This window comes from Pseudomonas sp. Irchel 3F3 (assembly GCF_900187545.1).
In the GTDB taxonomy this organism is placed as follows: Bacteria; Pseudomonadota; Gammaproteobacteria; order Pseudomonadales; family Pseudomonadaceae; genus Aquipseudomonas; species Aquipseudomonas fortuita.
In genome coordinates this window covers 120,180-146,357 of record NZ_FYDS01000014.1, presented here as the reverse complement: position 1 = coordinate 146,357, position 26,178 = coordinate 120,180, and the positions used below count along the sequence as shown (strand labels likewise).

General features: G+C 57.2%; 18 protein-coding genes and 1 pseudogene. 8 read left to right on the top strand and 11 right to left on the bottom strand.

Translation table 11 applies throughout. The features are described from left to right. Nucleotides 1-655, bottom strand: a pseudogene (locus CKW35_RS25065) (glucose-6-phosphate isomerase); the annotation flags it as partial. A 512-nt stretch (nt 656-1,167) separates the two neighbouring features. On the opposite strand from CKW35_RS25065, the gene CKW35_RS25060 reads away from it, so the two are divergent. After that, the gene (locus tag CKW35_RS25060; protein WP_256583419.1) at nt 1,168-1,779 is read left to right on the top strand and encodes a lipopolysaccharide kinase InaA family protein; all 612 of its coding nucleotides are present in this window, start codon (nt 1,168-1,170) and stop codon (nt 1,777-1,779) included. A 109-nt stretch (nt 1,780-1,888) separates the two neighbouring features. On the opposite strand, the gene CKW35_RS25055 is transcribed toward CKW35_RS25060, so the two are convergent. The 10 genes from CKW35_RS25055 to CKW35_RS25010 form a co-directional block, all read right to left on the bottom strand. Next, nucleotides 1,889-3,907 carry a nucleoside-diphosphate sugar epimerase/dehydratase gene (locus CKW35_RS25055; protein WP_016485397.1) on the bottom strand — a complete coding sequence of 673 codons (2,019 nt, stop codon included), beginning with the start codon at nt 3,905-3,907 and terminating at the stop codon, nt 1,889-1,891. A 105-nt stretch (nt 3,908-4,012) separates the two neighbouring features. Then, entirely contained in the window at nt 4,013-5,017 is a 1,005-nt protein-coding gene (locus tag CKW35_RS25050; RefSeq protein WP_016485396.1) for a glycosyltransferase family 4 protein, read from the bottom strand. Then, nucleotides 5,014-5,985: an SDR family oxidoreductase gene (locus CKW35_RS25045; protein ID WP_095117097.1), complete on the bottom strand. Its 972-nt coding sequence runs from the start codon at nt 5,983-5,985 to the stop codon at nt 5,014-5,016. Before CKW35_RS25045 ends, CKW35_RS25050 begins: the two co-directional genes overlap by 4 nt. Nucleotides 5,986-6,056: 71 nt before the next feature. Beyond that, nucleotides 6,057-7,166: a glycosyltransferase family 4 protein gene (locus tag CKW35_RS25040; RefSeq protein ID WP_095117095.1), complete on the bottom strand. Its 1,110-nt coding sequence runs from the start codon at nt 7,164-7,166 to the stop codon at nt 6,057-6,059. Further along, complete coding sequence (locus CKW35_RS25035) at nt 7,163-8,305, bottom strand: glycosyltransferase family 1 protein (protein WP_095117093.1); 1,143 nt, start codon at nt 8,303-8,305, stop codon at nt 7,163-7,165. The genes CKW35_RS25040 and CKW35_RS25035 overlap by 4 nt, the downstream gene beginning before the upstream one ends. Beyond that, nucleotides 8,302-9,198, bottom strand: a complete 897-nt coding sequence (locus CKW35_RS25030; RefSeq protein WP_095117091.1) for a GDP-mannose 4,6-dehydratase — start codon at nt 9,196-9,198, stop codon at nt 8,302-8,304. Before CKW35_RS25030 ends, CKW35_RS25035 begins: the two co-directional genes overlap by 4 nt. Then, entirely contained in the window at nt 9,198-10,229 is a 1,032-nt protein-coding gene (gene gmd / locus CKW35_RS25025) for a GDP-mannose 4,6-dehydratase (RefSeq protein ID WP_016485391.1), read from the bottom strand. The genes CKW35_RS25030 and gmd overlap by 1 nt, the downstream gene beginning before the upstream one ends. A 396-nt stretch (nt 10,230-10,625) precedes the next feature. After that, nucleotides 10,626-12,041, bottom strand: a complete 1,416-nt coding sequence (locus tag CKW35_RS25020; protein ID WP_024717761.1) for a TolC family outer membrane protein — start codon at nt 12,039-12,041, stop codon at nt 10,626-10,628. Continuing rightward, a complete protein-coding gene (locus CKW35_RS25015) occupies nt 12,038-13,363 on the bottom strand; it encodes an HlyD family type I secretion periplasmic adaptor subunit (protein WP_016485389.1) in 1,326 nt (441 codons plus the stop codon). Before CKW35_RS25015 ends, CKW35_RS25020 begins: the two co-directional genes overlap by 4 nt. Before the next feature lie 12 nt (nt 13,364-13,375). After that, nucleotides 13,376-15,157 carry a type I secretion system permease/ATPase gene (locus CKW35_RS25010; protein ID WP_024717762.1) on the bottom strand — a complete coding sequence of 594 codons (1,782 nt, stop codon included), beginning with the start codon at nt 15,155-15,157 and terminating at the stop codon, nt 13,376-13,378. A 533-nt stretch (nt 15,158-15,690) separates the two neighbouring features. Here CKW35_RS25010 and CKW35_RS25005 point away from each other — a divergent pair. From CKW35_RS25005 to CKW35_RS24975, 7 genes are all read left to right on the top strand, one after another. Then, entirely contained in the window at nt 15,691-16,572 is an 882-nt protein-coding gene (locus tag CKW35_RS25005; protein ID WP_016485387.1) for a hypothetical protein, read from the top strand. Nucleotides 16,573-16,589: 17 nt separating this feature from the next. After that, entirely contained in the window at nt 16,590-18,017 is a 1,428-nt protein-coding gene (locus CKW35_RS25000; protein ID WP_016485386.1) for a DUF4214 domain-containing protein, read from the top strand. A 145-nt stretch (nt 18,018-18,162) separates the two neighbouring features. After that, nucleotides 18,163-20,634 carry a glycosyltransferase family 2 protein gene (locus CKW35_RS24995; protein ID WP_095117089.1) on the top strand — a complete coding sequence of 824 codons (2,472 nt, stop codon included), beginning with the start codon at nt 18,163-18,165 and terminating at the stop codon, nt 20,632-20,634. Next, nucleotides 20,634-23,063, top strand: coding sequence for a glycosyltransferase (locus CKW35_RS24990; protein WP_095117087.1), 2,430 nt, complete (start codon nt 20,634-20,636; stop codon nt 23,061-23,063). The genes CKW35_RS24995 and CKW35_RS24990 overlap by 1 nt, the downstream gene beginning before the upstream one ends. 41 nt (nt 23,064-23,104) lie before the next feature. Further along, entirely contained in the window at nt 23,105-24,709 is a 1,605-nt protein-coding gene (locus CKW35_RS24985; RefSeq protein ID WP_095117085.1) for an aldolase catalytic domain-containing protein, read from the top strand. Further along, the gene (locus CKW35_RS24980; protein ID WP_024717764.1) at nt 24,706-25,401 is read left to right on the top strand and encodes an acylneuraminate cytidylyltransferase family protein; all 696 of its coding nucleotides are present in this window, start codon (nt 24,706-24,708) and stop codon (nt 25,399-25,401) included. Before CKW35_RS24985 ends, CKW35_RS24980 begins: the two co-directional genes overlap by 4 nt. Next, nucleotides 25,398-26,108 (top strand): HAD family hydrolase, encoded by a 711-nt coding sequence (locus tag CKW35_RS24975; protein WP_095117083.1) that lies wholly within the window; start codon nt 25,398-25,400, stop codon nt 26,106-26,108. The genes CKW35_RS24980 and CKW35_RS24975 overlap by 4 nt, the downstream gene beginning before the upstream one ends. Nucleotides 26,109-26,178: the final 70 nt, after the last annotated feature.

The window sequence follows — 26,178 nt, the reverse complement described above, 5'->3', positions numbered from 1 at the left end:
TCTCGAGGGTGTTGAACGACTTCGACGAGACGATGAACAGGGTGGTTTCGGCGCGCAGGTTGGCCGAGAGCTCGTGGAATTCACTGCCGTCGATGTTCGCCAGGTAGTGGCAGCGTACGCCACGCTGAGCGTAAGGCAGTAGCGCTTCGGAAACCAGCTCGGGGCCAAGGAACGAGCCACCGATGCCAATGTTGACCACGTCGGTGATCGGCGTCTCGTTGTAGCCGCGCCACTGGCCACAATGGATGCGCCCGACCAGTTCAGTGATTTGGTTGAGCACCTTGTGCACTTCCGGCATGACGTCCACGCCGTTGACGCTGAGCTTGTCGCCCACCGGCCGGCGCAGGGCGGTGTGCAGCACCGGGCGGCCTTCGGAAGCGTTGATGATTTCGCCGCTGAACATCGACTTGATGGCGCCCTGCAGGCCCACTTCGTTGGCCAGGTTCACCAGCAGGTCGCGGCTTTGTTCGGTGATCAGGTTTTTCGAGTAGTCGAGGAACAGGCCGCAGCAGCTCAGTGAGAACTGGTCAAAGCGTTGGGCATCGGCGGCGAAGGCTTCGCGCATGCTGAAGCCTTGCATGGCTTTGCGATGTTCATTCAGCGCCTGCCAGGCGGGCATGCGCGTTACATCATGGGGGTTACGGTAATACGACATTGCAACTCGGTTCCTTCATGTACATCGTTCCTTGAATAGCCCCACTGCAGCGGGGCCTGGGTAGCAGCAACTGTTTGGCCCCTGAACTGAAAGACTGCTTGGTGCTTGCGTGCCCATGTAAAGCAACCTGGCATTGTATGTGCTGCTAATAGCCGGTTGCCAGCCATGAAGGTGACTTCTCCCGCTCATCGTGCAGAATTGTAAAAAAGTGTACGGAATAAGGCAGAGAAATGTATCATTGGATCCATTAGGATGATGGCATTTTGATTTCATAAGGATGTGACGTGGTAGGCGATCCCCGGGTTTGGCAAAACGAGTACCCCCATGTTGTGCGTTATCGTGATGCCACCCTGCATTTTCAAACCGTCCTCCCCAGCCATACCCGGCAAGCTATCGAGCAGTTGGTGGAACAGACGCCAACCGCCAAACGCGTGAGTGCGCCGCTCCCGTGTAGCGCCAGCAAGCTTTTTGCCAAACGCGAAAAGCTCGACTCACTGAAAAAAAAATGGCGCATGCAACGTGGTAACCCAAAGCGCAACGGGATGTACGACTGGCCCATTGAAGAGCTGATTAACACGCGTGAAGCGGCCAAGCGAGGCGCCCGGGTACCGGGGCTGATCGGTTATGGATACACCAGCTCGAAGCTTGGGCTGATGCAGGACTTTTTCCTGATTACCGAGTTGCTGCACGATCACGTCGACGGGTTGAGCAAAGCCCGTGAGGCGCCCGCAGCAGTGAGCGCCGTGATAGAGGCTACCTTCGAGCTGCTGCATGCATTGCACCGCCGAGGCATTACGCATATGGACCTGTGGGTTGCCAATGTCATGCTGCCCCAACAGGGTAAAGCTCGCGCCATCGACCTGGAAAACTGCTTCTTCGGCCAAACGGATTACCCGGATGAAATCCTGGGCTTCCAGTTTGGTTTTATCTACTTCCGTGAGATTTATCGGTACATCACCGAAGCGGACTATGACAGCGCGGTAGAGCAGGCGCTGGCCACGTATTTCCCGAACATTGGCCGCGCGGGTTTCGACCGCATTTATGCATTGGCCAAGCATCAGGAGGTGGGGCGCCTGGAGCGGCGTGACATCTTCAACAACGGCGTACTGCAGAGCCGTTGGTAGGGCCAGAGCGGGTTTAAGCTGTAGCGACGAACTTGCCCCAGGGCAGCGGTTAATCAATCAAGGCGGTTATGCGGCCATCGCCGGCAAGCGGGCCGCATTAGCTGCCGCCCTATCGGTCCAACAGCCCTTGGCGCCGCTGCAGATACACCCAATCCACAATTTCTCCCTGAGGCGAGTAACCACTGACCAGTTCTCGCAACAACTGTCGCACACGGGTGAAGTCATCGTCGGCAACCGCAGCCAGCAACTGGGTCAGCCGCTCACGCAGAAAATCCCACGCCAGGAAATCTTCGTTGGCGGCCATGATCATCGGGTGGGCTGTGGGCGATACGTCATCGCCGATAAGCAACTCTTCGTAGAGCTTTTCACCGGGGCGTAGCCCCGTGAAGTCGATGGCGATATCGCCCTGCGGGTTGCCCTGGCTGCGCACACTCAGCCCCGAGAGGTGGATCATTTTTTCGGCCAGCTCGACAATGCGTACTGGCTCACCCATATCCAGCACGAACACATCGCCGCCCTGCCCCATGGCACCGGCCTGCACCACCAGTTGGGCAGCTTCGGGGATGGTCATGAAGTAACGGGTAATTTTCGGGTGAGTTACCGTCAACGGCCCACCCGCCTTGATCTGCTTGTGAAACAGCGGAATCACCGACCCGGAAGAGCCCAGAACGTTGCCAAAGCGCACCATGGTGAACCGGGTCTTGTTCACCCGGGCAATCTTGCTGCTGTCTCCATACATCACCGGTGCCGCCTCGCGGCTCAGCGCCTGCAGGATGAGCTCGGACAACCGCTTGGTGCTGCCCATGACATTAGTCGGCCGCACGGCTTTGTCGGTGGAAATGAGCACGAAGTTGGCGACACCGGTCTGCAGTGCTGCCTGGGCAGTACACAACGTGCCATAAACATTGTTGAGAATACCTTCGGCGATGTTGTGCTCGACCATCGGCACATGCTTGTAGGCTGCCGCATGGTAGACCGTATCGACGCGCCAGGTGGCCATTACATCAACCAAGTGCTGCTGATTGCGAACCGAGCCCAGAATCGGCAACAGCCTGACCGATAGCGACTCACGCAAGATGCGCTGTTCCAACTCACTCAAAATGCTGTAAAGGTTGAATTCACTGTGATCGAACAACAGTAGCGTGGTAGGCCCCAGCCCGATGATCTGGCGGCACAGCTCGGCACCTATGGAGCCCCCCGCCCCGGTGACCAACACGGTTTGCTTGTAGATGCAGCGCTCAAGCAGCCCTTCCTGGGCGGGAACCGGGTCACGCCCCAGCAGATCGGCGATGTCTACGTCCTGAATGTCATCCACTTTTACCCGGCCACTGGCCAGGTCGGCGAAAGCTGGCACGCTCCGTACGTGCAATGGGTAAGGCTCAAGGAAAGAAAGAATTTCCTTTCGTCTTGCGCGTGAGGCCGAGGGTAGCGCCAGAAGAATTTCTTGAGCCCCCGTTTCCTTGATCATCTGTTGCAAATGCTTGGGCTTGTAGACTTGCAAGCCCGAAATGACACGGTTGGCAAGGTCGCTATCGTCATCGATAAACGCCACGGGCCGCATCACCCGCCCCATTCGCAGCGCAGCCAGCAGCTGATTGCCTGCCGTACCCGCTCCGTAGATAGCTACTTTGATCAGGCCGTCATCGCGGTTGGCAAACGGAATCTGATGAGCCCCGGTGAACCAGTCACCCAGGAAATACTGCCGCATGATCAGGCGCAAACCGCCGATGATGACCATGCTCAACCACCAGTAATTGAAAATGATCGACCGCGGCACAACAACCTGATGGTTACTGTACCAATACACCACCACCGCCAGAATGAGCGATGACAGTGTCACAGCCTTGATGATGGTGACGAGGGCATCATTGCCAAAATAGCGCATCACTGCCCGGTACATGCCAAACCGTATAAACAACGGGATGGCCACCGCAGGAGCAGCCACGAACAGCCAGGCGTGCGTGACGATGGGGTTGTACATTTCATCGAGGCCCAAGCGCACGATAAAGGACAGCCACAACGCGAACCAGATCAGCGAGATGTCCGTACACACCTGAATGAGCCGTTTCTGACGCCGGGACAGATTGACCAGATACTGGCGCATTCTGTCTTTCTTCTCGTCGCTCATTCGGCACTCCTCAGCGCAAAAGAACCTCGTTTGAATGACCTGAGCGCTGGCCGGCCATACCACGGCGTTAGCAGCTCTCTACGATGGCTTCCTTGCCCGCCCATCCTATTCCTTTTTCCCTGCATGGTAGGTGACCGCCAAGACTATGAGAGGCACATAAGCGACCAGGGTTCCCGTGGCGCCATCAACCTTGAAGAGCACCACCGCAAGCGCTATTGGCAACAGCCAAGCGAGGTTGATCGCCGCCACCGCCAGGCTTACAGGCCGATGGCTGCCGTGGTGGCGCGAAGCATACTGATAGGCATGACTACGATGCGCTTCGTAAACCTTTTCACCGCGCAACAGGCGACGCCCCAGGGTAAATGTGGCGTCGACTACAAACACACCCAAAAGTATTAACCACCCCCAGAATAATAGCGGGTTTACCGAACCCGCCATCAATGCCAGCAAACCCAGCACGATGCCGAGGAAGCCACTGCCTGCATCGCCCATGAAGATGCGGGCGGGCGGGAAGTTCCAGCACAGGAAGCCAACCACGGACGCCGCCAGTAATAGCGGCAGCCATGCAGCCTGAGCATGGCCGCTAACCCAGTAAAGCAAGGCCCCGCCCAGACATACGCAAATGGCCTCAATACTGGCAAGGCCATCGATGCCGTCCATGAAGTTGTAAAGGTTGAGCAGCCACACCAGATACAGTACCCCTATGATGCTGCTTAACCAGACCGGCCCCAGCGCCAGGCCGAAGACAGAAAGAGGCGGCATCCCGCCAAGCCAGGCAAGCCCCCATCCGGCCGCTGCGAAATGCCCCAGCAAACGCCACCGTGCAGCGATGTGCCCGTGGTCATCCATGAAGCCGATCAGGGCAACCAGCCCCCCCGCACCCAGCAAGCTGACCAGCTGTACCGGAGCGATGGACCCGGCCCAAGCCAGGCCAAGCATGGCAACCAGCATCGCCACCACGAATGACAGGCCACCACCACGGGGGGTTGGCAAGGTATGCGAGCTACGAGCATTGGGGATATCCAGCAGGCTGCGTGACAGCGCATAGCGGCGCAATACTGCGGTCATACACCAGGACGCGACGCCTGCCACGACGATCAGCCATATCATACGCGGCGGTTTTCCAGAAAAGATCGAGCGGCCATGTTCAGTCCTTGCTCCAACGTGTAAGGGGGGCGCCAGCCGAGCAGTTGCCGGTTTTTATCGATGTCCACCTGCAGCGAGCCGAGCAAGCGCTGGGCAAGGTCCTGTCGGCCAATCAGCCGGGCTGCCCAGTGCAACAGGGCTGAGGACACAGGCAAAAGCCGGGCGGGCCTGCCCAGTGCACGGCCAAGCGCACGCAACAGATACGCCAGCGAGACATCTTCGCCGTCACTGGCCAGGAAGGTTTGGTTAGCGGCGCCCGGGTGGTCGATGCAAGTGATGATCAAATCGACCAGATTTGCCAGCGACACCAGGCTGCGACGGTTATCAACCGCGCCGAAAGGCAGGGGCAAGCCCCGTTGCACGCAGCGCATCATGCTGCGGAAATTGGCTTTGACACCTGGCCCGTAAACCAGCACCGGGCGGATGACTACAACCTCCATGCCGGTAGCTGCCGCCAGTTGGCGCAACCCCTGCTCCGCTTCATGCTTGGACACGCCGTAAGCATCCTGAGGTGCCGGTGCGTCGTCGGCGCACAGGGGCCGGCCGGGTTGACTCGCCTCACCATTGACCTTGACCGAACTGATGAAAATAAAACGCCGCACACCAGCTGCCGCTGCCTGGCGGGCCAGGTTGAGGGTGCCCTCGACATTGATCCGACGGAACTCGGCCAAACTATCGGCGGCGGTTTCTTTCATCACATGCACCCGGGCTGCGGCATGCACCACAACGCTGACACCTGCCAGTGCCGGTGCCCAATCGGTGGTGGCAGCCAGGTCGCTTACCGTCACAACCTGAACGCCCGTGGTATCTCCGCGGCCAGTGCCACGCAAAGCCGCACGGGTTGCGAAGCTACCCATCGTTGCCAGCCGACTACAGACTGCGCTGCCGACAAAACCGCTGGCGCCTGTAACAAGAATGGTGCGTCGTTCCATGAAATCAGATCTCAATTTACCCAAGTGCCGCCAAGGCTGAACGGCAGCGTAGCCCATCGGGTGGGTAACGCTTACAACAGGCTACGGTAGAGGCCGGCATACGCACTGGCCATTGCCGATGCGGTAAATACTTCCTCGTAACGCTGCAGTGCCTTGGCGCCCATGGCTTGCGCCAACGTCGGGTCATCCCACAAGCGTTGCATGGCCTGAGCCAGCGCTGCAGCGTCACGCGGCGGCACCACAAGACCGGTCTCGCCAGCCAAATTGATGAAGGTGGTACCAGAACCCATTTCACAGGAAATCAACGGTTTGCCATACATCGCCGCTTCCAGCAGTGAGATGCCGAATGACTCGGAGCGCAGGTGGGACGGGAAGGCAAATGCATAGCACAGCTCAAGCAACGCTGCCTTGTCGTCATCTCCAAGGCCACCCAGGAACTGTACGTTGCCAAGGCCCTTCTGCTGCGCCTGCGCCTTGAGCTGCGCCTCAAGAAAGCCGCCGCCCATGATCACCACCGGCAACCGATTGATGTGCGCGGCTTCCAGTAGATAATCCAGCCCTTTGTAATAGCGCAGGGCCCCTACGAAGAGGAAGAAGCGCTCGCCCAGACGTGCACGCCAATAAGCCAGTTTTTCAACCGACGCCTTGGGATAGGTGCCACGGTCGAGACCGTAGGGAATAATTTCGACCTTGTCCTTGAACCGCGTCAGCACTGGGCTGTGCGCAGCATAGTTGGGCGAGGATGCTACTATCCGGTCAACGCTGGCAAAAAACCGGTTCATCAACGGCTGATATAGCTTCAATAGCCACTTCTGCTTGACGATGTCGGAATGGTAGCTGACCACCGTGGGCTTGTTCAGCCGCGCTAGGAAATGCACCAGGTCCATGTAGGGCCAAGGGAAATGGTAATGCACAATGTCAGCCTGGGCGGCCAACTCGGCAAAGTCCTTCATGGCCGACAACGAAAAGCCGGTCGAGGCCACATGCAAATCAAGCTTGGATCGGTGCGTTACATGATTGCCCACTGTTTCATTGCGCGCAGCGCCGCGCGGGCTCAGGTAAAGCACCTCGGGTTGCACGCCATGGGCCTGAGTACCTTCTGCAATCTGAAAAATGACTTGCTCGATACCCCCCATGGAGTCGGGGTAATACGTTTTAAAAAAATGCAGGACCTTGATCATCGTTCCCTGACCGATTTATAGACCTCGATGGTTGCCTGTGCACAGCGCTCCCAAGAGAACCCCCCGGCATGCTGCAACCCCTGCTGCACCGCAGTTGCGCGCCAGGTTTCGTCTTCCAGGCCCTGGCACAACAATGCAGTCAGGCCCTCCACGTCGTCGGGCGAGCACATCAACGCCGCCGGCCCTGCAACTTCCGGCAGCGAAGAACTGTTGGAACACACCACAGGCACCCCTGAGCTCATGGCCTCGAGTACGGGCAAGCCAAACCCTTCATAATGGGATGGGAAGGTGAACAGCCGTGCTCCGGCAAACAGCAGGGGCAAGTCTTCGCTGGCAACAAAACCGAGATAGCGCGCCCAGCCTTGCTGTTGTGCCTGGGCAATGCGGCCGTGGATCGCCTCGCTGCGCCAGCCATGGTAGCCCGTAAGGATCAGCGGCCAGCGCTGGCGCAATGCAAGAGGCAACCGACCGTAAGCATCCAGCAGGGTCTCGATATTCTTGCGCGGCTCAATGGTGCCGACGAACAGGCTATAGCCACCCGGCTCAAGGCCATGACGCGACAGCGCTTCGCGCAACGCTTCATACGGACGGGGGTGGAACTCTGGCGAGCTGGCCAACGGAACGGTGTGAATACGCTCAAGCGGCCAGGCAAAATAGTCCGCCAATTCCTGTCGGGTATAGCTCGAATCGGTGATCAGCGCATCTGCACGCTCAAGTGTCAGCTTGAGCTCCTTCTGCAAATAGCGGGCAATTTGCGGCGCGTGGCAATGCGCCCAGGTGAAGGGCGACAAGTCGTGGAATGTCGCCACGGTACGGCCGGCGAACTTTGGCAGGTAGTAATTAGGGCTGTGATAGATGAAGTCATCATGGCCACGCAACGCACGCTCACGCAAATACGGCATCAAGCGCCGATAGGCCTCCACTGCCAGCGCATTTTTTTGCACCAGACGCTTCAAGCCATGCACGGCATCCGATTTATCGGTAGCCTCAGGCAGCGCCTGCAAGAATCTGCGCCCGGCGAACAAGCGCAACTCTTCTAGTTCGCTGCTTTGTTGCAGGCGGGAAGCCAGCTCGTAGGTGTAGCGCCCGATACCGGTAAGAGGGAAGCGCACCGGCTCGACAGAAAGGATGAGCTTCATTTACCAGCAAGCATCCATCCCAAGGTGTCATCCAGCGAGGGTGTTTGCCAGCCGGGCACCAGCCCTTTCAGCAAACTGTTATCACCGCACAGGGTCTTGACCTCATTGGCGCGAACAAATGCCGGGTTAACCTGTACTTCGATGGAATGCCCAGTGATGGCGGAACATTTGCCAATAACTTCACGCAGCGAGTGGGTAGAGCCCGAGCTTACATTGACCACCTGCCCCAACGGGCGCGCCTCGATCAGGCCACGATATGCCCGCACGACTGCACGTACGTCACTGAAGTCCCGCCAGACATCGAGATTGCCCAGCTCGATGGTGTCAGCCTTGCGGCGGAAGTGCGAAACGATCTTGGGCAGCAGGAAGTTTTCTGCCTGCCCAACACCGGTGTAATTGAAAGGACGCGTGATGACGATAGGCAACCGGTCACACCACAGCCGCGCCATGTATTCCATGGCCAGTTTGCTGACCGCGTAATCATTGGCGGGCGCCGGTGGGGTCTGTTCGCCCAGCATCCCTTCGGAAACGTTGCCATACACGTTGGCACTGCTGGCAATCAACACACATTCTGGTGTTTTGCCGCAGGCTGCAATGGCTTCGAGCAGGTTCCGTGTGCCTATCAGGTTGACTTGATAGAACGCATCGGCGGCACCATGCCCGACAAAAGCTATGGCAGCCAGATGCACGACGACATCTGGCTGCAGTTCGGCCAGCAACGCGCGCAGGCCCGGCCCATCGGTCAGATCGGCCTGACGATAGTCGGGGGCCTGCAAAGGCTGGCTCCCAGTCCCGAACACTTCGTAGCCACTGGCCCGCAATTCGGCCGCCATGTAACGGCCGGTGAACCCGTGAATACCTGTAATCAGCGCGCGTTTACTGGCCATTTGCATCAGAACGAGAACCCTTTTTCGTTACGACGCAGGTCGGCTTCGACCATCATGCGGCACAGCTCTTCCAGGCTGGTTTTCGGTTCCCAACCCAGCACTTGCTTGGCCTTGTCAGGGTTGCCGATCAGCAGCTCGACTTCGGCCGGGCGGTAGAATTTCGGGTTGATGACAACCAGTACCTTGCCGCTGGCTGCGCAGGTACCCTGCTCTGCCTCGTCCTTGCCGCTCCAGTTGATTTCGATGCCGGCAGCCTTGAACGCCATGGACACGAAGTCACGTACGGTTTCGGTGCGGTTGGTGGCAAGCACGAAGGTATCAGGCTGTTCAGCTTGCAGCATGCGCCACATGCCTTCGACGTACTCTTTGGCAAAGCCCCAGTCGCGCTTGGCATCGAGGTTGCCCAGCTCCAGCTTGTCCAGCAGGCCCAGCTTGATCTTGGCCACCGAGTCGGTGATCTTGCGGGTCACGAACTCACGGCCGCGCAGTGGCGACTCATGGTTGAACAGGATGCCGCTGGTGGCAAAGATGTTATACGACTCACGGTAGTTGATGGTCATCCAGTGAGCGTACAGCTTGGCCACGCCGTAAGGGCTACGCGGGTAGAACGGGGTGGTCTCGACCTGTGGAATTTCCTGGACCTTGCCGAACATTTCCGAAGTCGACGCTTGATAGAAACGTGCCTTCGGATTGACGATACGAATGGCCTCGAGCAGGTTCACAGCACCCAGGCCGGTGATTTCGGCGGTGGTCAGTGGCTGTTCGAACGATACGCCAACAAAGCTCTGCGCAGCGAGGTTGTATACCTCGGTGGCTTCCGTGGTTTGCAGCAGGCGAATGCTGGCCGACAGGTCGGTGAGGTCGTACTCGACCAGGTGCAGGTTAGGGTTGGTGTGAATGCCCAACTCCTCGATGCGCCAGAAGTTAACCGAGCTGGTACGACGATAGGTGCCATAGACTGTATAGCCCTTTTCCAGCAGCAGTTCCGCCAGGTAGGCGCCGTCTTGACCAGTGATCCCAGTAACGATTGCTTTCATGCGACTTAACCAACTCCGATAGTGCCGTGCGGGCATGTGTTAATAGGTTTGACGCGGGCAGTTCCAGCCACGCATTTTCGGTTCCATGCCGAAGTATACATAGGTCGTACGCACTACTCGACTTACAAAGTACTGGCGCGACACACGCTGGCAGCTATGAGCTCGCCTGGAACGACCCAGGGCCGGTCAGGCGCCGCAGAATGGCGTAGGCGCCATGGAGGGGAGCATAAGTTCCACGGCCCAAAGCCGCCACAACAAAACGTGTAGGAATATTCCGAATCGGACGACTGTTGCTTGCCCGCCCCTGGCTATGGAGGCGGGGAAGATATCGAGCGCAATGGGGGGCGCTCGATTGGGCAGACGCTGCAACACCCCGGTTGAAGGCCCGCAGCCCGATCAGCTGCGAGCGTCCACCCGCGGAACATCGCCACCCGGCAAGCTGGTTTCCGGCACCGGGCTCAGCCACACATTGACGTTATCCACACTTTCCTGATTCAGCTCCCCCGCCCAACGGTTGAGCAGGAACAGGTTGGTGATGAAGTCGTACTGCGTCTTCAACAGATCGCGGCGCGCCTTGAATTCGTTCTGCACGGCAGTGAGCACATCCACGGCATTGACCACACCGAAGGTGAATGCCTTCTGGGCCGCAACGCTGGACTGCTGCGCCGATGACAGCGCATTGCGGTTAGCGCGAATCTTCTCGACCGCAGCCTGCGCAGTCAGATAGGCGGTGGTGGTTTCCTTGACCACCTGACGCCGTACGCCTTCCAGCTGTTCCTCGGCGGCCAGCTGGTCATCGTAGAGGCCACGCACCCGCGCGGAGGTAGAACCACCGCTGTAGATCGGGATTTTTACCCCTATAGAGGCCACATAGCTCTCACTGCGCGGCGTCTGGGTGTTGTCGTAGCCTTGGTCGTTCTGCTGCGCACTCAAACTCAACCCCAGCTGCGGGTAGTGCTCACCTTTACCCTCACGCACCGCCGCATTGGCCGCCTCCGCCCCACTTTGATAAGACTTGAGCAAAGGGTTGGTTTCAATAGCTTGGGTTACCCAGTTCTGCAAAGGCCGGGTGGGAGCTTGCAATGCTACATCGTTGCGCACTCGGCTGAGTGGCTCGGTAATCGGCCGGCCGACGATTTCGGCCAACGCTTCGCGACTTACTTGCACCTGATTACGCGCTTCGACTTCTTGCGCAAGCAAAAAGTCCACCCGAGCCTGCATATCGAGCTTGTCGGTGATCTTAGCCATTTGCCGATCGAACATGCTGCTGACGCGGTCGAGGTTTTTCTGGGTTGCGCGGCGCTCCGCCTGCACCAATTCCAGCTCATCGTCGGCGGCAAGCGCTACAAAGTAGCGCTTCGCCAAGTCGACGGTAGCTTCTGCAAGCGCATCTTCAGCCTCATGACCCTTCTGATCTTTCACGCTTTTGGATTTCTGGTAACGCTCCCACGCCGGCTTGTTGTACAGGTACTGGGTAAGGCTGAGCGAGTAAGTTTCAGTATTGTAAAGATCGCGACTAATCTCGTTTTCGCGCAGGATGCGGCTTGAGTTGGCGTTGGCCGACACCTGTGGCAGCAAGCTACCGAGCGCTGCCCGCTGCTGCTCGCTGGCAGAACGCGCACGCGCGTAGGCGGCGAGGACCCGCGGGTCCTCCAGGCGCGCCTCACGGTACAGCCCCGCCAGGTCCAATGCGTAGGTGGATGCCGAAACCCCTCTTGGCTGCTCGCCTGCAGCCCCCTGCCCTTCCACGGCCACCGCCTGCCAGGCGACCATGCACATCATCACTCCAGGTAGCAAACGCAGCACAATCATTCCTCGATCAGCGATTCAGCGAACAGGTTGCGCGCCGGTTTCAACAGGTACTGCAGCATGGTGCGGTCGCCTGCGTTGATGAGGACTTCAGCTGGCATGCCGGGTTGCAGCTTGCGGTTGGCCAGTTTTTTCATGCCGTCTTCAGTGACCTTGACGCGGACCAGGTAGTACTGGTCGCCGGAACGCTCATCGACCAGGCTGTCAGCCGAAATGCGGGTCAACTTGCCTTCGATGACCGGGGTGGTGGCCTGGTTGAACGCGGAGAAGCGAACGTCCGCAGTCTTGCCCAGCTCAAGCCGGTCAATGTCTCGCGTGTCCACTTTGGCCTCAACCACAAGCTCCGACTGGGCAGGCACGATGTCCAGTAGCGGAGTGGCGGCGCTGACTACACCACCAATGGTGTGCACTTTCATGTCCAGCACCATGCCGCTTTCAGGGGCGCGAATTACCACCCGGGATAGTCTGTCACGCAGGGCCGCCTCCTTTTCCTGCAGGTCAAAAACTTGGGCCTGAACATCGGACAGTTCCTTGGCTACATCGGCATCGAATTTTTTCTTCAACTGCACGATTTGAAGCTCGGTCTCACCGATCTGCAACTTGGTCTTCGTTATATTGGATTCATGATCAGCTATATCCGTCTTGAGCATGTCCAGCTTGCGCTCTTGCTCAAGCAAACGCTGGTTATCGACGAATCCCTCCGCCAACAACTCCTTCAGCTGCTTGATTTCACCTGAGTAGGACTTATTTAGCCCTGCCTTGGTGCGGATCATGTCGTTTAGACCTGCAATCTGCTGCTTCATTTGCTGGATGCGCTCGCGGTTGACCGAAATTTCACCCTGCAACGAATCGTGGCGAGCCTTGAATACCTGCTCCTCGCCGGCCAATGCTTCTTGTGCTCGGTCCGAATCTGTACCCTCCATCGTGACTGGCGGGATCGACGGCAGGCCGTCACGCTCGGCACGCAGACGCGCTTCTTTATAACGCGCAACGATCAGCTGGTTGCGGGTAGACTCGTACTCGGCACTGAGCTGCGACTCATCGAGCACAATCAGCGGGTCACCCTTCTTCACTAGGTCTCCATCACGGGCATGGAGCTCTTTGACGATGCCACCTTCCAGGTGCTGCACGGTTTTACGGTAGTTCTGCACAGTAACCACCCCAGTACCATGCACTGCGCTACTCAACGGTGCAAATGCGGCCCAGGTACCGAAAACACCGAAAGTAATAAAGACTACTGTCAATCCGAAACGGCGAATTCCCCGATCAGAAGTTGGCATGTCATCGAAATTATGGTCGAACGTGGTGATAGCCTTGCTGCTCATCTAGAAATCCTTTCAAACGCCAGCGCCGTTGGCAACTGCAGGCGCAGCAGCCGGGCCCACAGGAGGGGTGGAATTGGTTGCAGCAGCTGCAGCAACCCTCTGCTGGGCCTTGGCCTGTTGTGCCGCAAGCTCGGCAATAACACGATCACGTTCGCCGTACAGCGAAACAGTGCCGCCGGCCATTACCAAAATTCGATCTAGCCGCGTCAAAATATTTGGACGGTGGGAAACAATGAAAACAGTTGCACCAGTTTCCTTAAGCTTTTGCAGGGCCATCCCCAAGGCGCGCTCACCCACGTCGTCAAGGTTCGAGTTCGGTTCGTCAAGTACGACCAAGCGAGGACGGCCATAAACGGCGCGCGCAAGACCAATGCGCTGACGCTGTCCGCCGGACAAATTCACACCCGCGCTGCCAATGACCGTGTCATAGCCGTCCGGCAGCATGAGGATCATTTCGTGAACACCAGCCATCTGTGCAGCTTCGATTACCTTCTCAGGATCAATATTATCGAAGCGGGCGATGTTTTCGCTGATACTACCTTCAAATAGCTCGATGTCCTGCGGTAGATAACCTACGTGAGGGCCGAGGGCTTGCTTGTCCCAACTGGCAATATCTGCTCCATCAAGGCGCACAACACCATGTTGCGGAGGCCAAATGCCCATCAGTGCGCGCACAAGCGTAGACTTGCCGGCTGCACTAGGCCCCACAATGCCGACGATCGAGCCAGCAGGCGCCACGAAACTAACACTCCTTAGAACCGGTGCTTTTGCCCCAGGGGGAGTGACTATGATGTTTTCGACTTGAATATGACCTTCTGGTGCAGGCAGCGGCATCCTTTCTGGCTCTGCCTTCAAATCGTTCATAACCTTGTTTAAACGGTCGTACTGCACCTTGGCAGCAACGAAGCCTTTCCAGCTACCGATCATCTGATCAATCGGTGACAGCGCCCGACCAAGCAAAAGGGAGCCAGCCATGAGCAATCCTGGGTTGATTTGGTGCGTGATGACGAGATAGGCACCTAACGCCAGCATCAGAGACTGAGACCAAACGCGGAACATTTTCGATACGGAGCTGACCACCCCCCCTTTATCACTTGCCTGCGACTGGAGCATCATCACGTTCCGCTGACGCTTAGCCCAGCGGTTCATGAGGGTTTCCAGCATTCCCATCGACTCGATGACTTCCGCATTGCGCAAAGTCTTGGTGGTTATAACGTTCGAAGCGACGTTCTCTTTGTTCGCAGAAGCCAGAGCCTTACCCGTCACACGATGGTTGACGACCGCCAGGATACTCAAGACAGTGCCGCAAGCTAATGTCATCCATCCAAACCACGGATGGAACAGGAACATTATGACGGTGTAAATGGGAAACCACGGGGCATCAAAAAATGCAAAGACGCCCGCGCCAGTGAAAAATTGGCGCAATGAGGTGAGGTCGTTCAAAGACTGTGCAGTTGCATCCCCGCCGCCGCTCTGAAGGGCTCGCTTGAAGCTTGCGCGGTACACGTCGCGGCTTAGAAGTACGTCTAGCCGGTTGCTGATGCGCACCATGATTCTTGAGCGCACCCACTCCAGCGAACCGAGAGTCAACAACAGAACGGTCAGGATCAGCGTCAGCATCAACAACGTCGACGTGCTACTGGACGGCACGACCCGCCCCGATACCTGAATCATATAAAAAGTAGGCACCAGCATCAGCGTGTTGACGCAGAAGCTGAAGAAACCGACCGAAAGGAAGCTGCTTTTACAAGCCTTGAGAGCAGCTTGCAGATTATTTTCGGATTGTGAACTCATGGTATCCATACTGAGGTAGGCGAAAGCGGCGGGCAGTGTAACATCCACATCGGGGCAACTGCGTGTCAGATTGTCCGGAAACCAGCTTGTCACGCGACGAACCACACGAATCATGAAATTTCGATAAGCAATCGTGCTGATACGTATCCGAAACCGCCCGCCTCAAGACGAGACGACAAACGGCGATCCTCGGAAGAGAAAACCGTTGAACCAATGTCAAAAAAAACTCAACATGGGAGCACTTTACGCGCCAACCCTCGCAGTTCGATGATTTTCCTTCATTTTCTGACGTTGCTTCGTAGTGTTTGCGTGACCGCCTGGCATTGAAAGCAAGCCATGAGGATCGCGAGCGTTAGCGCTAAGTTCCCAGCGGATATGAAATTTTTTTTAGAATCTTTGGTTGACAACGCTCCCCTCGGACGGCATCTTCGCCACTCGCAGGGAGCCATCACTGGCCGTTTGGTGCACGCACGGGTTTGAGCAAGTTAGCTACCAGTGTTTTTGCTTAAAAGGAGCTTAACAACGCCATGTCTATGCCTTCGCAGACCCTTGACGGCCTGAAAATCAGCTCTCGGGTTACGCTGCTCGAGCCGGGCATGTATATCTTCCGCTACGCCTCGCAACCCCCTGCCGACAAGCCGGTGTGCATTGCCCTGCAGCAAGCACCGCTAGGTAAAGGTTCTATCGACTTCTTCCCTGCCGAGGGCGTCAGCAAAAACATGCTGACCAAGCTGGGCGACACCATTGTGGCGCGGGTCAAAGGTGGCGTTACCACTGTCTTGATCACCGAGTACCACATGTTTGACGAAGTGATCGACCCCATCGACCTTCGCATCGACCGTATCGACACTTCGCCTGCCATAATGCGCACCTATGCGGTGGTCGCCACCGCCGAGCCAGCACAGACTATTGCTGCGACCACTAAGCCACTCCCCATCATGCTTACAGCCCACCTGAAGAACGCGGGTGAGGTGGCATCGAGTGAGGGCTGGGTCGGCGCTCCAGGCACTGACGACTTCATCGAATCCTTCGCCGTCGACTGGGCAGAAAAACCGGTCGGCGTAGATCTGCTCTATACCTGCATGGTGGCCGGCTCTGGCCCCTGCCGCAATGTCTCCACTGGCACCGTTATCGGCGCCCGCGCACAGGGCCTGCCCCTGCTGTGCGTCGGCTTCAGCCTGGTGGGCCCATTGCGCAAACATTACGAACTTACAGGCCTGGTTGTGTTCGGCAATGCCGAGCCACAACGCTTGGTCGCCAATCAGATGATGCATGGCCCCACCGGCAACGAGCCGTTGGTGGCGCTGCATATCGCCCTTACCCCCGTTACGAAGATGAACGCTGCCCGCCTTAAGTCTCCGTGGGAAAACTCTGCAAGTAAGCAGAACACTATTGCAGCGGGCCAAATGGCCTGAAGTAACAGGAATACACAATGCAATACGATAATCCCGTATCGAGCAGCGATCTGCTGGCAACCCTGACCGCCGACAGCGCCAACCTCTCCGACTCCACTATCGCAGCTATTAACAGCCTGCTGAACCTGGATAACGTAGACACCGTTGACGTTGCTGGCATCACCGGCACCACCGTTCAGCTGCCACAATCCGGCACCGCAAGCGCCGTTCACGGCACCGTTGCTGGCGTTAAAGGCGACACAGTCGTTGTTGACCTGGCCGCTGCTGAAGCCGCTGGCGCTAGCGTTTATCACCTGCAGAGCGATGCCAACCTGGTTGTGAACCTGGAAGGTCAAGCTGCTGCTGGCGCTGCCGACGTACAACTGTTCGCTGCCCTGGCAGTCGACACCTCGGCTATCGACCTGGTAGTTACCACCGGCAACGGTGATGACGTGATCACCGTCAAAGGCGACCAGAACACCCTGATCGACGCTGGCGACGGCAACGACACCATCGTTACTGGCAACGGCGACAACGTCGTTATCGCTGGCGCTGGCAACAACAACGTGACCACCGGTTCGGGCAATGACACTGTCATCCTGAGCGGCAGCAACCACGCTGACATCGTCAACACCGGTGCAGGCTACGACGTTGTCCAGCTGGACGGCTCGGCTGAAGACTACGACTTCGCAGTCGGCAACAACTTCACCGTGAACCTGACCGGCAACCAGACTGCTGCAATCAGCAACGCTGAGTTCCTGTCGTTCGCCAACGGCGACACTGTGGCCCTGGCTCACAGCGACGACGAAGCTGCTGCCCTGCGCCTGTACCAAGGCATCCTGGGTCGCGACGCTGACCTCGACGGCGCTAAAGCCTTCGTTGAAGCTGTCAACGCTGGCACTTCGCTGAACGACATCGCCAACACCTTCCTGAACTCTGACGAGTTCGGCGGTGCCAACAACGCTGCTGACATCAACGAGCTGTACAAAGCTCTGCTGGGTCGTGACGCGGAAGAAGGCGGTTCGGCTGTATGGCAAGAAGTTCTGGCCAACGGCGGCTCCCTGGCTGACATCGCTGCTGCTATCGCAGTATCGGCTGAAGCTCAGGAACTGGACGCTTCGAACGCTACCTTCGTTAACGACCTGTACGTGAACGTACTGGGCCGCGACGCGGAAGAAGCTGGCCTGAACAACTGGGTCGACGCTCTGTTCAACGGCGCAAGCCGCGCAGAAGTTGCCCAAGCCATCGTTGGTTCGTCGGAAGCTTCCGACAAAGCCAACAGCGACTTCGTCGACGCTCTGTACCAGTCCGCACTGGGCCGTACCGCTGACGAAGCTGGCAAGGCTGCCTGGACCGAAGCACTGGCTGCTGGCGTTTCGCACGCTGACGTGGCCCTGGGCATCGTTGGTTCGGCCGAAGCCATCGACCACATCGACAACGTCGTTGTACTGCACGGCCAAGTTTAACTAGCCCTGCTTTGACGTTGCATATGTCCGGCCTTCGGGCTGGGCATATGCCAAAGGGGCGACTTTCGGGTCGCCCCTCTTTTTTATTTGTGTAGCCAAGCCAAAGCTTATGTCCATACACCTCGATCATGGGCGAGAAACGCTCATGGACATTTTCCATCGCCACCGCAATGCCGGTGAACATGAACTTGCCGCCAGCGTACTGGAGCGGGCCATGCAAATCGCTGAGCACCGGCCGGAAGCGTTGATATGGAAAGGGATTGCGGCTCTGCCGCGTAACCCGAAGCTGGCCTTTTTATTTCTTGTAACCGCTGCACAGCTGCTACCAGAACGCGCCGATGTTAAGGCACTGGCAGGCCGCGCCCTGCTGGCACAAGGGCACGCGGAACTCGCCACTCGCTATCTCACCATGGCATGGCAGAAACTCCCCGGGGACGCCACGCTTCGCATGCTGCTATGGCAAGCACGCAGCCAGTCTGAAACACCGGCCAAGCTACGCAGCATGATTCTTGCCCATTTGCCTGAGATCAATTCGCCCAAGGAACTGGCGCAGGTACTCAAGTTACTCACAGCGCAAACTGGCGCCGCTGGCACAGTAGGTGTGGTGCATTACCTGGAGCAGCAGCGCGAAGTGCAGGGCTGGGCCATTGATCTTGGCAACCCGCACGCTCCGGTCTCATTAAAGATTGAGGCTGGCAGCGCCAAGGTAGACGCCGTAGCCAATATACCCCACCCATTACTTAGCGCTGCCGGCCTGCCGACCACCCATGGCGGCTTGCGCATACGCGTGCCAAATCCCACCGCCGCTGTGCATATCCGCTTTGCGGACAATACACCGCTACTGGGCAGCCCTGTGTTTGCGGCGCCGTCATTTGTGCCGCCTCCAGAACACCCCAGCCTGGGTGTGCAGCAGCACGTAGATGTACTGATACCGGTTTATAATGGGCTGCACGAAACACTTGAATGCATCAACAGCGCCCTCGAAGCTCGCAAACTTAACCGCACGCCTCATCGCCTGGTCGTGATCGAAGACGCCACCCCCGTGCCGGCTCTGGCGAAAGCGCTGAAAATGCTGGCCGGTAAAGGCAAAATCACGCTGGTGAACAACGCTGTGAACCTGGGTTTCATCCGTACCATGAACCGTGCGATGGCACTGAGCCCTGGCAGGGATGTGGTATGGCTGAATGCCGACACACGGGTACAGGGCAACTGGCTCGACCGCTTGCGCAACATCGCTCTCAGTAGCGCAGATATCGCCTCTGTCACGCCATTCACAAACAATGGCGAGCTGATGAGTTTCCCACAGAGTCAAGTCAGCCATGCCATGCCCAATGCTCGTGAGCAGGCAGCGCTGGATGAACTGGCCAAACATGCCAACATCTCTCCCGTCGAGATCGAGACTGGCTGCGGCTTCTGTCTGTATATAAAGCGTGCAGCGCTCAACCAGGTCGGCTACCTGGATGAAGTTCACCTGGCCAGAGGTTATGGCGAAGAAACCGACTGGTGCCTGCGTGCGCGCAGCTTTGGCTGGCGCCATATGGGCGCGCCCAATGTATTCGTGGCACATCAAGGCGGGATTTCTTTCGGGGCAGAAAAAACACTGCGCGTAGCACAGAACAACGCTATCTTGCGCCGCCGCTATCCAGACGCTTCGGCACGCTATAATGCGTTCTGCCTGCGGGACCCGATCAAGGCTGCCCGGGGCGCGCTACAGCGTGCCCGCCTGGCCCGCTTCGCACAACAAAGCGATGAACGAAAAGCCTCGCAATGGCCGATGGAGGCAAGTCATTCGCTGCACATTCATGACGGCACAGGGGCTGATTCTATCCTCTCTCTTGTCTGGCACCGGGACAGCCATCGCACTTGGGTCACACTGAAAGCCCCGCTTGCCCCCTTGCCTTTGGAGCTTGACTACGAGATGCCTGGAGAATTCTCCGAGCTGGTCAAGAACCTGGCCGCGCTGCCACTGAAAGACATCGTGCTCGAACACCAGGTCCAGTGCCCCTCCAAGCTCTGCGATCTGCCTTCACTGCTGAACATTCCTTACACAATCGTATACCGTGACGGCCATCTGCAAGGCCTGGACGCTACCTACGATTGGCAGCGCTTTGCCAACCAGGCAGAAAGCGTGGTTTTACCGTGGCAGTCCTGGCATAGCGCATTCACCGAGGCGTTCCCGCAAGCCAACCTCGTGATTCAACCATGCGCCGAACTGCCCACGCCTGCAACCAGCCAACCCAACATACTGCTGATCGGCGACGCCCTGGATGATCCAGAGATCATCCAGACCTGGGTTCGCCTTGGCAGACGCATCACTCGAGAGCGGTTACCGCTTACGCTACTGGTCAAACAAGACACACCGTGGCTTAAAACCTTGTCTGCAACCGGTGCGGTTCAGGCACTACCCCAAGTGAACGGTTTCAGCTTGCCGGAGATTGCCAAGGCGACCGGATGTGATGCAGTGGTCAGTCTTGCCCCTTCTCCTGGCGAAAAATGGCAAGCCCCGGAACTTGCCAGCGAGTTCGATTTGCCGTTGTATACGCGTTGCCATTCCCTAGGCACTGAAGCAAGGGCGAACTGTGTAACCCAATTACCATTTTCACTGAGCCAAGCCTGATGACACAGAACGTCCTCAACGAGCGGCCGGCGGGTCAGAAACCTGTAGCGCTCTCCTCTTTTCGTGGCTGCATCAACGGACTGTACGGGGATGTTCTGCAGGGGTGGGCTATCGATATCACGCAGCAAGATCAGCGGCCTGTCATCGAGGTGTTCGTTGATGGGGCCAGTGTCGCATTGGCCAGAGCAGACCAACATGAGCCCAATGCCCCGCACGGCGATCAATTCCATGGCTTTACCGTGCAACTGCGCCAGAGTCTGCTGGCAAATGCCAACCGAATAACCGCTCAAATTGCTAATACAGGCATCCAGCTCGAAGGTGAGATTGAGCTCCCTTCCCAGCCTCCACAAGAAACTGCTGCAGTAGCTTCACAGGTATGGCATACGGGTGGGCTGCGCGTCGGCGGCTGGTCTTGGGATCCACAGGCGCCGCATCGCCATGTGGAAGTTACGCTACGCGAAGGTAGCCGGGTTATCGCCCAGGTCACTTGCAATACCCACCACCAGGCACTCGCGTATCGCGCCACAAGTGATCACGGTTTCACGATAGACCTGCCGTGGGAACTGGCAGATGGCAAGTTGCATGTCATTGAAGTGACCAATGACCTCGGACAGTCGTTATCAGGAAGCCCGATTCGTTTGCGCTGCCGCCCGGAGGGCCTGGATGGCCTGTTGCATCAGCTTGAACTGAAACCCGATTCTGCAGTGCAGGCACTGGTGGCAGAAGTTGCGAAGGAGCAATCATCGCGCTTGCCAAAAAGCGCAGGATGGCAGCACTACCCACGATGGTACGACGCCTTCCAGAAGCGCGAGCCTATCGCTGCCACCCCGTCCAGGTTCACACCCGGCCTGTTGCTGCTCAGTGAAGGTGACGCCGCCCTGGAACAAATCAGCCTCGATAGCCTGGGCGATGACGCTGAAAGTGTCCATCAGCTGGCGAAGGCTGCCCCGGCCGACCTCCTCCCCGCCGTTGAACAACTGCTGGCAGCCGGCTGCGACAGCATTATCCAGATCGCTGCAGGTGACAGACTGGCGCCCCGAGCCATCGCACAGCTTTGCAATTTGCTGGAGGATGGTTGCGCTTGGGCCTATGCCGACTGTGACCGCGACGGACCGCAAGGCCAACGTAGCCAGCCATGGTTCAAGCCGGTTTGGGACATTGACCTGTTCATTGGCGCAGACATTTTCTCTGCTGGCGCAATTTTCTCTGCCGCCATTGTCAAAGAGGCTTTGGTTCTGCTCAACGCAGGCCAAAAGCAGTCTGCCATTAACCGCCACGATCTAATCGCCGGTATAGCACTAGCTACGGAGCTAAACGGCCGATCTGTAACACACCTGCCTCGGGTTCTCTACCATCGCTCTAGCGATGCCTGTACAAGCCCGGAGCAAGCTGCGCCCTCAAAGCAACGCAAGGACGCCGTGACGTGGTTATGCCAAAGCCTCGCACCAGGCGCGCAGGTCAGCGCCGTACCAGACTACCCTGCTCTGCTCAGGGCTCACTGGCCGCTCCCTGAGCAACTGCCACGTGTCAGCCTGATCGTACCCACACGTGACCAGTACAAGCTGCTGCACGCCTGTATCGAAGGCCTGTTGAACAACACGGATTATCCAGACCTGGAGATCATTGTTGTCGACAACCAGTCGACTGACGCGCAGACATTGGCCTACCTCGCCGAACTCATTCAGCGCGGCGTTAAGATTCTTGCGCACCCACACCCCTTCAACTACTCCACGATCAACAATCGCGCGGCGAGCGTTGCCACGGGAGAGCTGATCGGCCTGGTCAACAACGATATCGAAATCATCGAAAGCGGCTGGCTGAAAGAAATGGTTTCGCAGGCACTGCGCCCCGGAATCGGCGCAGTGGGTGCCAAGTTGCTGTGGCCCAACAGGATGGTCCAGCATGGTGGCGTAGTTGTTGGCGTCAATGGCCTCGCTGCCCATGCCGGCAACACCTTGGAGCAACGAGATGCCGGGTACCTGGGGATGAACCAGGTTACCAGGCGGCAGAGCGCGGTTACGGCGGCATGCCTGCTGCTCCGCAAGTCGTTGTTCGACTCGATTCAGGGATTGGATGAACGAGCGTTTCCTGTGGCGTTCAACGATGTCGATTTATGCTTGCGCATTCATGAACTTGGCCTGCGCAATCTATGGACCGCCTTCGCGCAATTGATCCATGCCGAATCCGCCAGCCGAGGGAAAGATATCTCGCCAGAGAAAATGGCACGCGCCCAGCGAGAGCAGCAGTTGTTTACAGAACGATGGTCCGTCAGCTACAGGGATCCCTACTACCATCCCGCATTAAGCCTGGACTATCTGACCGGCCCCTACGGGGGCTTGTCATTGCCGCCAGAACCAGAATATTGCGCCCCCAGAAAATTGGCATCCAGTGAGATTCATGGTCATATCTACTTGGCTGATCCTTCCTGAAGCGCCAATACAATCACCCATCAATACAGGGACACATTGACATGAAGCATCTGGACTGCACACTTCGAGATGGTGGTTATTACAATAACTGGAACTTCTCCGAAGCGCTGATTGCACAGTACATAACCGCCATGCAAGCGGCTGGCATTCAAACGATTGAACTGGGCCTTCGTTCGTTAAAAAACAGCAGTTTTAGCGGCGCCTGCGCTTATACCACTGATGCCTTCCTGAGCACCCTGGATCTGCCCCCCTCCATGACGATTGGCGTGATGGTTAACGGCAGTGAACTGGTCGGAAAAAACGCGGGGCAGCAAGCACTGCAGCTACTGTTCCCCAGCCCGGCGAGTGAATCGCCGGTTGACCTGGTGCGTATTGCTTGCCACGTTCATGAGTTTGCAGAAGCACTCCCAGCGGCGAGCTGGCTTAAGGAACAGGGCTACGATGTAGGCTTTAACCTGATGCAGATCGCGAACTGCTCAGAAAGCGAAATCAAAGCGCTGGCTAAACTTGCAAACAACTACCCGCTGGATGTGCTGTATTTTGCTGACAGCATGGGGAGCATGTCCCCTGATGAAGCGGCACAGATCATCCAGTGGCTGCGTAGTGAGTGGCAGGGGGCCTTGGGGATCCACACCCATGACAATCTCGGCTTGGCGCTTTCCAATACCTTGCGCGCGATGGATGAAGGCGTTACCTGGGTCGACTCTACAGTCACGGGCATGGGCCGAGGGCCCGGCAACGCCCGTACCGAGGAGCTGGCTATCGAGATTGCTGCACGCAGTGGGAAACCCGCGAATCTGATACCTTTGATGACGCTTCTTCGTGAGCACTTCAAACCCATGCAAGTTAAGTATGGCTGGGGGACCAACCCCTATTATTACCTCGCTGGCAAATACGGTATCCACCCAACCTACATTCAAGAAATGCTGGGTGACTCCCGCTTCGGCGAAGAAGATATTCTTGCGGTCATTGAATACCTTCGCAATGAAGGCGGTAAGAAGTTCAGCGTGCATACACTTGATGCCGCCCGACACTTTTACCGTGGCGCGCCCACAGGTCAGTGGGCACCGCAGGATCTTTTCGCCGGCCAAGATGTATTGCTTCTAGGTACGGGCCCTGGCGTAGCGGCGCACCGGCAAGCGTTGGAACACTTCATTCGCCAGCATAAACCGGTTGTGATGGCGCTGAACACGCAGAGCTCAATTGCCGCTGAATTGATTGACGTCAGGGTCGCTTGCCATCCCGTCCGCCTTCTGGCCGATTGCGAGGCACATATCGAGCTGCCTCAGCCTTTGATTACGCCCTACTCCATGCTACCGATGGATGTGCAGGGTGCGCTCGCCAATAAAAACGTTCTTGATTTCGGCCTGAATGTTCAGCCCGATAATTTCACGTTCGAGGACACCCATTGCACTATCCCCACCTCGCTAGTGGTAGCGTACGCCATGGCTGCCGCCAGCTCTGGCAAAGCTAAACGCATTCTCATGGCTGGCTTCGATGGGTATCCTGGCGAAGACCCGCGAAATGCTGATACCAACAAGCTTTTGAGGCAGTATCAAGACACCCCGTCCAGCACGCCGCTGCTCTGCCTGACGCCAACTCGATATGACATTAGCTGCCAAAGCATTTATGGGCCACTGAAATGAAATATGAAAAAACGACGTGTTTTCTGCCCTGCCGAAAAGGCAGCGAACGCATTCCGAATAAAAATATAAAACCATTTGGCGGCCACGCATTCGGCTTGATTGAAATCAAGTTGAAGCAACTGCTTGAAGCTGAGGCTGTTGATGCCATCGTGCTGAGCACCAACGACGAAAGCATCCTTGACTACGCCTCATCGCTTCAAAGTAATAAAATCACACTCCACAAGCGACGAGAAGAGCTGTCTTCCAGCCAGACCAGCACTGACCAGTTGGTGGCGCATGCGCTTGAGTTGATCGGCGAAGGTAATATCTTGTGGACCCACGTTACCTCGCCCTTCCTCAGCGCCAGTCATTACAACGAAATCGTAAAGCTTCACAATGAGAAAGTACTGACCGGGTACGACTCCTTGATGACCACAAATTTGCTGCACGGCTTCCTCTGGCAAAATGGCGAAGCCATGAACTATGACAGAAACGTAGAGAAATGGCCGAGAACGCAAACCCTCACCCCCGTACATGAAGTAAACAGTGGTGTATTCCTTGCTCATGCAAGTATTTACAGGGAGCTAGATGACCGAATTGGTCGTAAACCCTACCTTCATCCACTGGGCAAACTGATCAGCCATGACATTGACTGGCCGGAAGACTTCACCATCGCAGAATGCCTGCTGGAAAAGGGTTTGGTTACCTTATGAAAAATACCCCCCTGCACCCAGCCTCTTATTCCACGCTGGTATTCGACTGCGACGGCGTTCTGCTTGACTCTAACAAAGTGAAGACTCAGGCCTTCTATGAGGCGGCTCTTCCCTATGGCGCTACAGCCGCTCAGGCTCTGGCTGATTATCACGTTGCGAATGGCGGCGTTTCTCGTTATAAAAAGTTTTCTTATTTTTTAGAGAACATCGCTCCCGTGCAAGTTGAGGGCGTGACGTTAGAGCAGCTTCTTGACTGTTATGCAAAGCATGTTAGAAACGGTCTACTCAGTTGCGCAGTAGCCGATGGTCTCCGGGAGCTTCGAGATAAAACTCCGAATACCCGCTGGTTGATCGTGTCAGGCGGCGACCAGGCCGAGCTTCGCGAAATTTTCGCACACCGCAATCTCGATACGCTATTCGATGGTGGCATATTTGGAAGCCCCGACATCAAGGAGGATATTCTCGCGCGCGAACAGGGTAGCGGGAACATCACATCCCCTGCGTTGTTTATAGGCGATAGCAAGTATGACTATAAAGCTGCTCGCGAAGCGAGCATTGACTTCGTCTTTATGAGCGACTGGTCGGAAGTTACGAATTGGAAAGAGTGGTGCATGGAAAACGATATCTATTCCTTAGCTAACATCTCCTCCCTCAATACCTTTCGAGCTCAACCAGCGCTTGCACAATGCCACGAAGGCCTTAGTTAACGCAGCGCCTTGCTCATTTCAGCACTTTTTCACACGTAGGCGTCACAAGCCTCACCGGCTCACCGGTGAG

Excerpts from the sequence above, each read along its gene's own strand:
- CKW35_RS25060 (WP_256583419.1), top strand. The coding sequence starts at position 1,168 with ATGCAACGTGGTAACCCAAAGCGCAACGGGATGTACGACTGGCCCATT.
- CKW35_RS25055 (WP_016485397.1), bottom strand. The coding sequence starts at position 3,907 with ATGAGCGACGAGAAGAAAGACAGAATGCGCCAGTATCTGGTCAATCTG.
- CKW35_RS25050 (WP_016485396.1), bottom strand. The coding sequence starts at position 5,017 with ATGATATGGCTGATCGTCGTGGCAGGCGTCGCGTCCTGGTGTATGACC.
- CKW35_RS25045 (WP_095117097.1), bottom strand. The coding sequence starts at position 5,985 with ATGGAACGACGCACCATTCTTGTTACAGGCGCCAGCGGTTTTGTCGGC.
- CKW35_RS25040 (WP_095117095.1), bottom strand. The coding sequence starts at position 7,166 with ATGATCAAGGTCCTGCATTTTTTTAAAACGTATTACCCCGACTCCATG.
- CKW35_RS25035 (WP_095117093.1), bottom strand. The coding sequence starts at position 8,305 with ATGAAGCTCATCCTTTCTGTCGAGCCGGTGCGCTTCCCTCTTACCGGT.
- CKW35_RS25030 (WP_095117091.1), bottom strand. The coding sequence starts at position 9,198 with ATGCAAATGGCCAGTAAACGCGCGCTGATTACAGGTATTCACGGGTTC.
- gmd (WP_016485391.1), bottom strand. The coding sequence starts at position 10,229 with ATGAAAGCAATCGTTACTGGGATCACTGGTCAAGACGGCGCCTACCTG.
- CKW35_RS25020 (WP_024717761.1), bottom strand. The coding sequence starts at position 12,041 with ATGATTGTGCTGCGTTTGCTACCTGGAGTGATGATGTGCATGGTCGCC.
- CKW35_RS25015 (WP_016485389.1), bottom strand. The coding sequence starts at position 13,363 with ATGAGCAGCAAGGCTATCACCACGTTCGACCATAATTTCGATGACATG.
- CKW35_RS25010 (WP_024717762.1), bottom strand. The coding sequence starts at position 15,157 with ATGAGTTCACAATCCGAAAATAATCTGCAAGCTGCTCTCAAGGCTTGT.
- CKW35_RS25005 (WP_016485387.1), top strand. The coding sequence starts at position 15,691 with ATGCCTTCGCAGACCCTTGACGGCCTGAAAATCAGCTCTCGGGTTACG.
- CKW35_RS25000 (WP_016485386.1), top strand. The coding sequence starts at position 16,590 with ATGCAATACGATAATCCCGTATCGAGCAGCGATCTGCTGGCAACCCTG.
- CKW35_RS24995 (WP_095117089.1), top strand. The coding sequence starts at position 18,163 with ATGGACATTTTCCATCGCCACCGCAATGCCGGTGAACATGAACTTGCC.
- CKW35_RS24990 (WP_095117087.1), top strand. The coding sequence starts at position 20,634 with ATGACACAGAACGTCCTCAACGAGCGGCCGGCGGGTCAGAAACCTGTA.
- CKW35_RS24985 (WP_095117085.1), top strand. The coding sequence starts at position 23,105 with ATGAAGCATCTGGACTGCACACTTCGAGATGGTGGTTATTACAATAAC.
- CKW35_RS24980 (WP_024717764.1), top strand. The coding sequence starts at position 24,706 with ATGAAATATGAAAAAACGACGTGTTTTCTGCCCTGCCGAAAAGGCAGC.
- CKW35_RS24975 (WP_095117083.1), top strand. The coding sequence starts at position 25,398 with ATGAAAAATACCCCCCTGCACCCAGCCTCTTATTCCACGCTGGTATTC.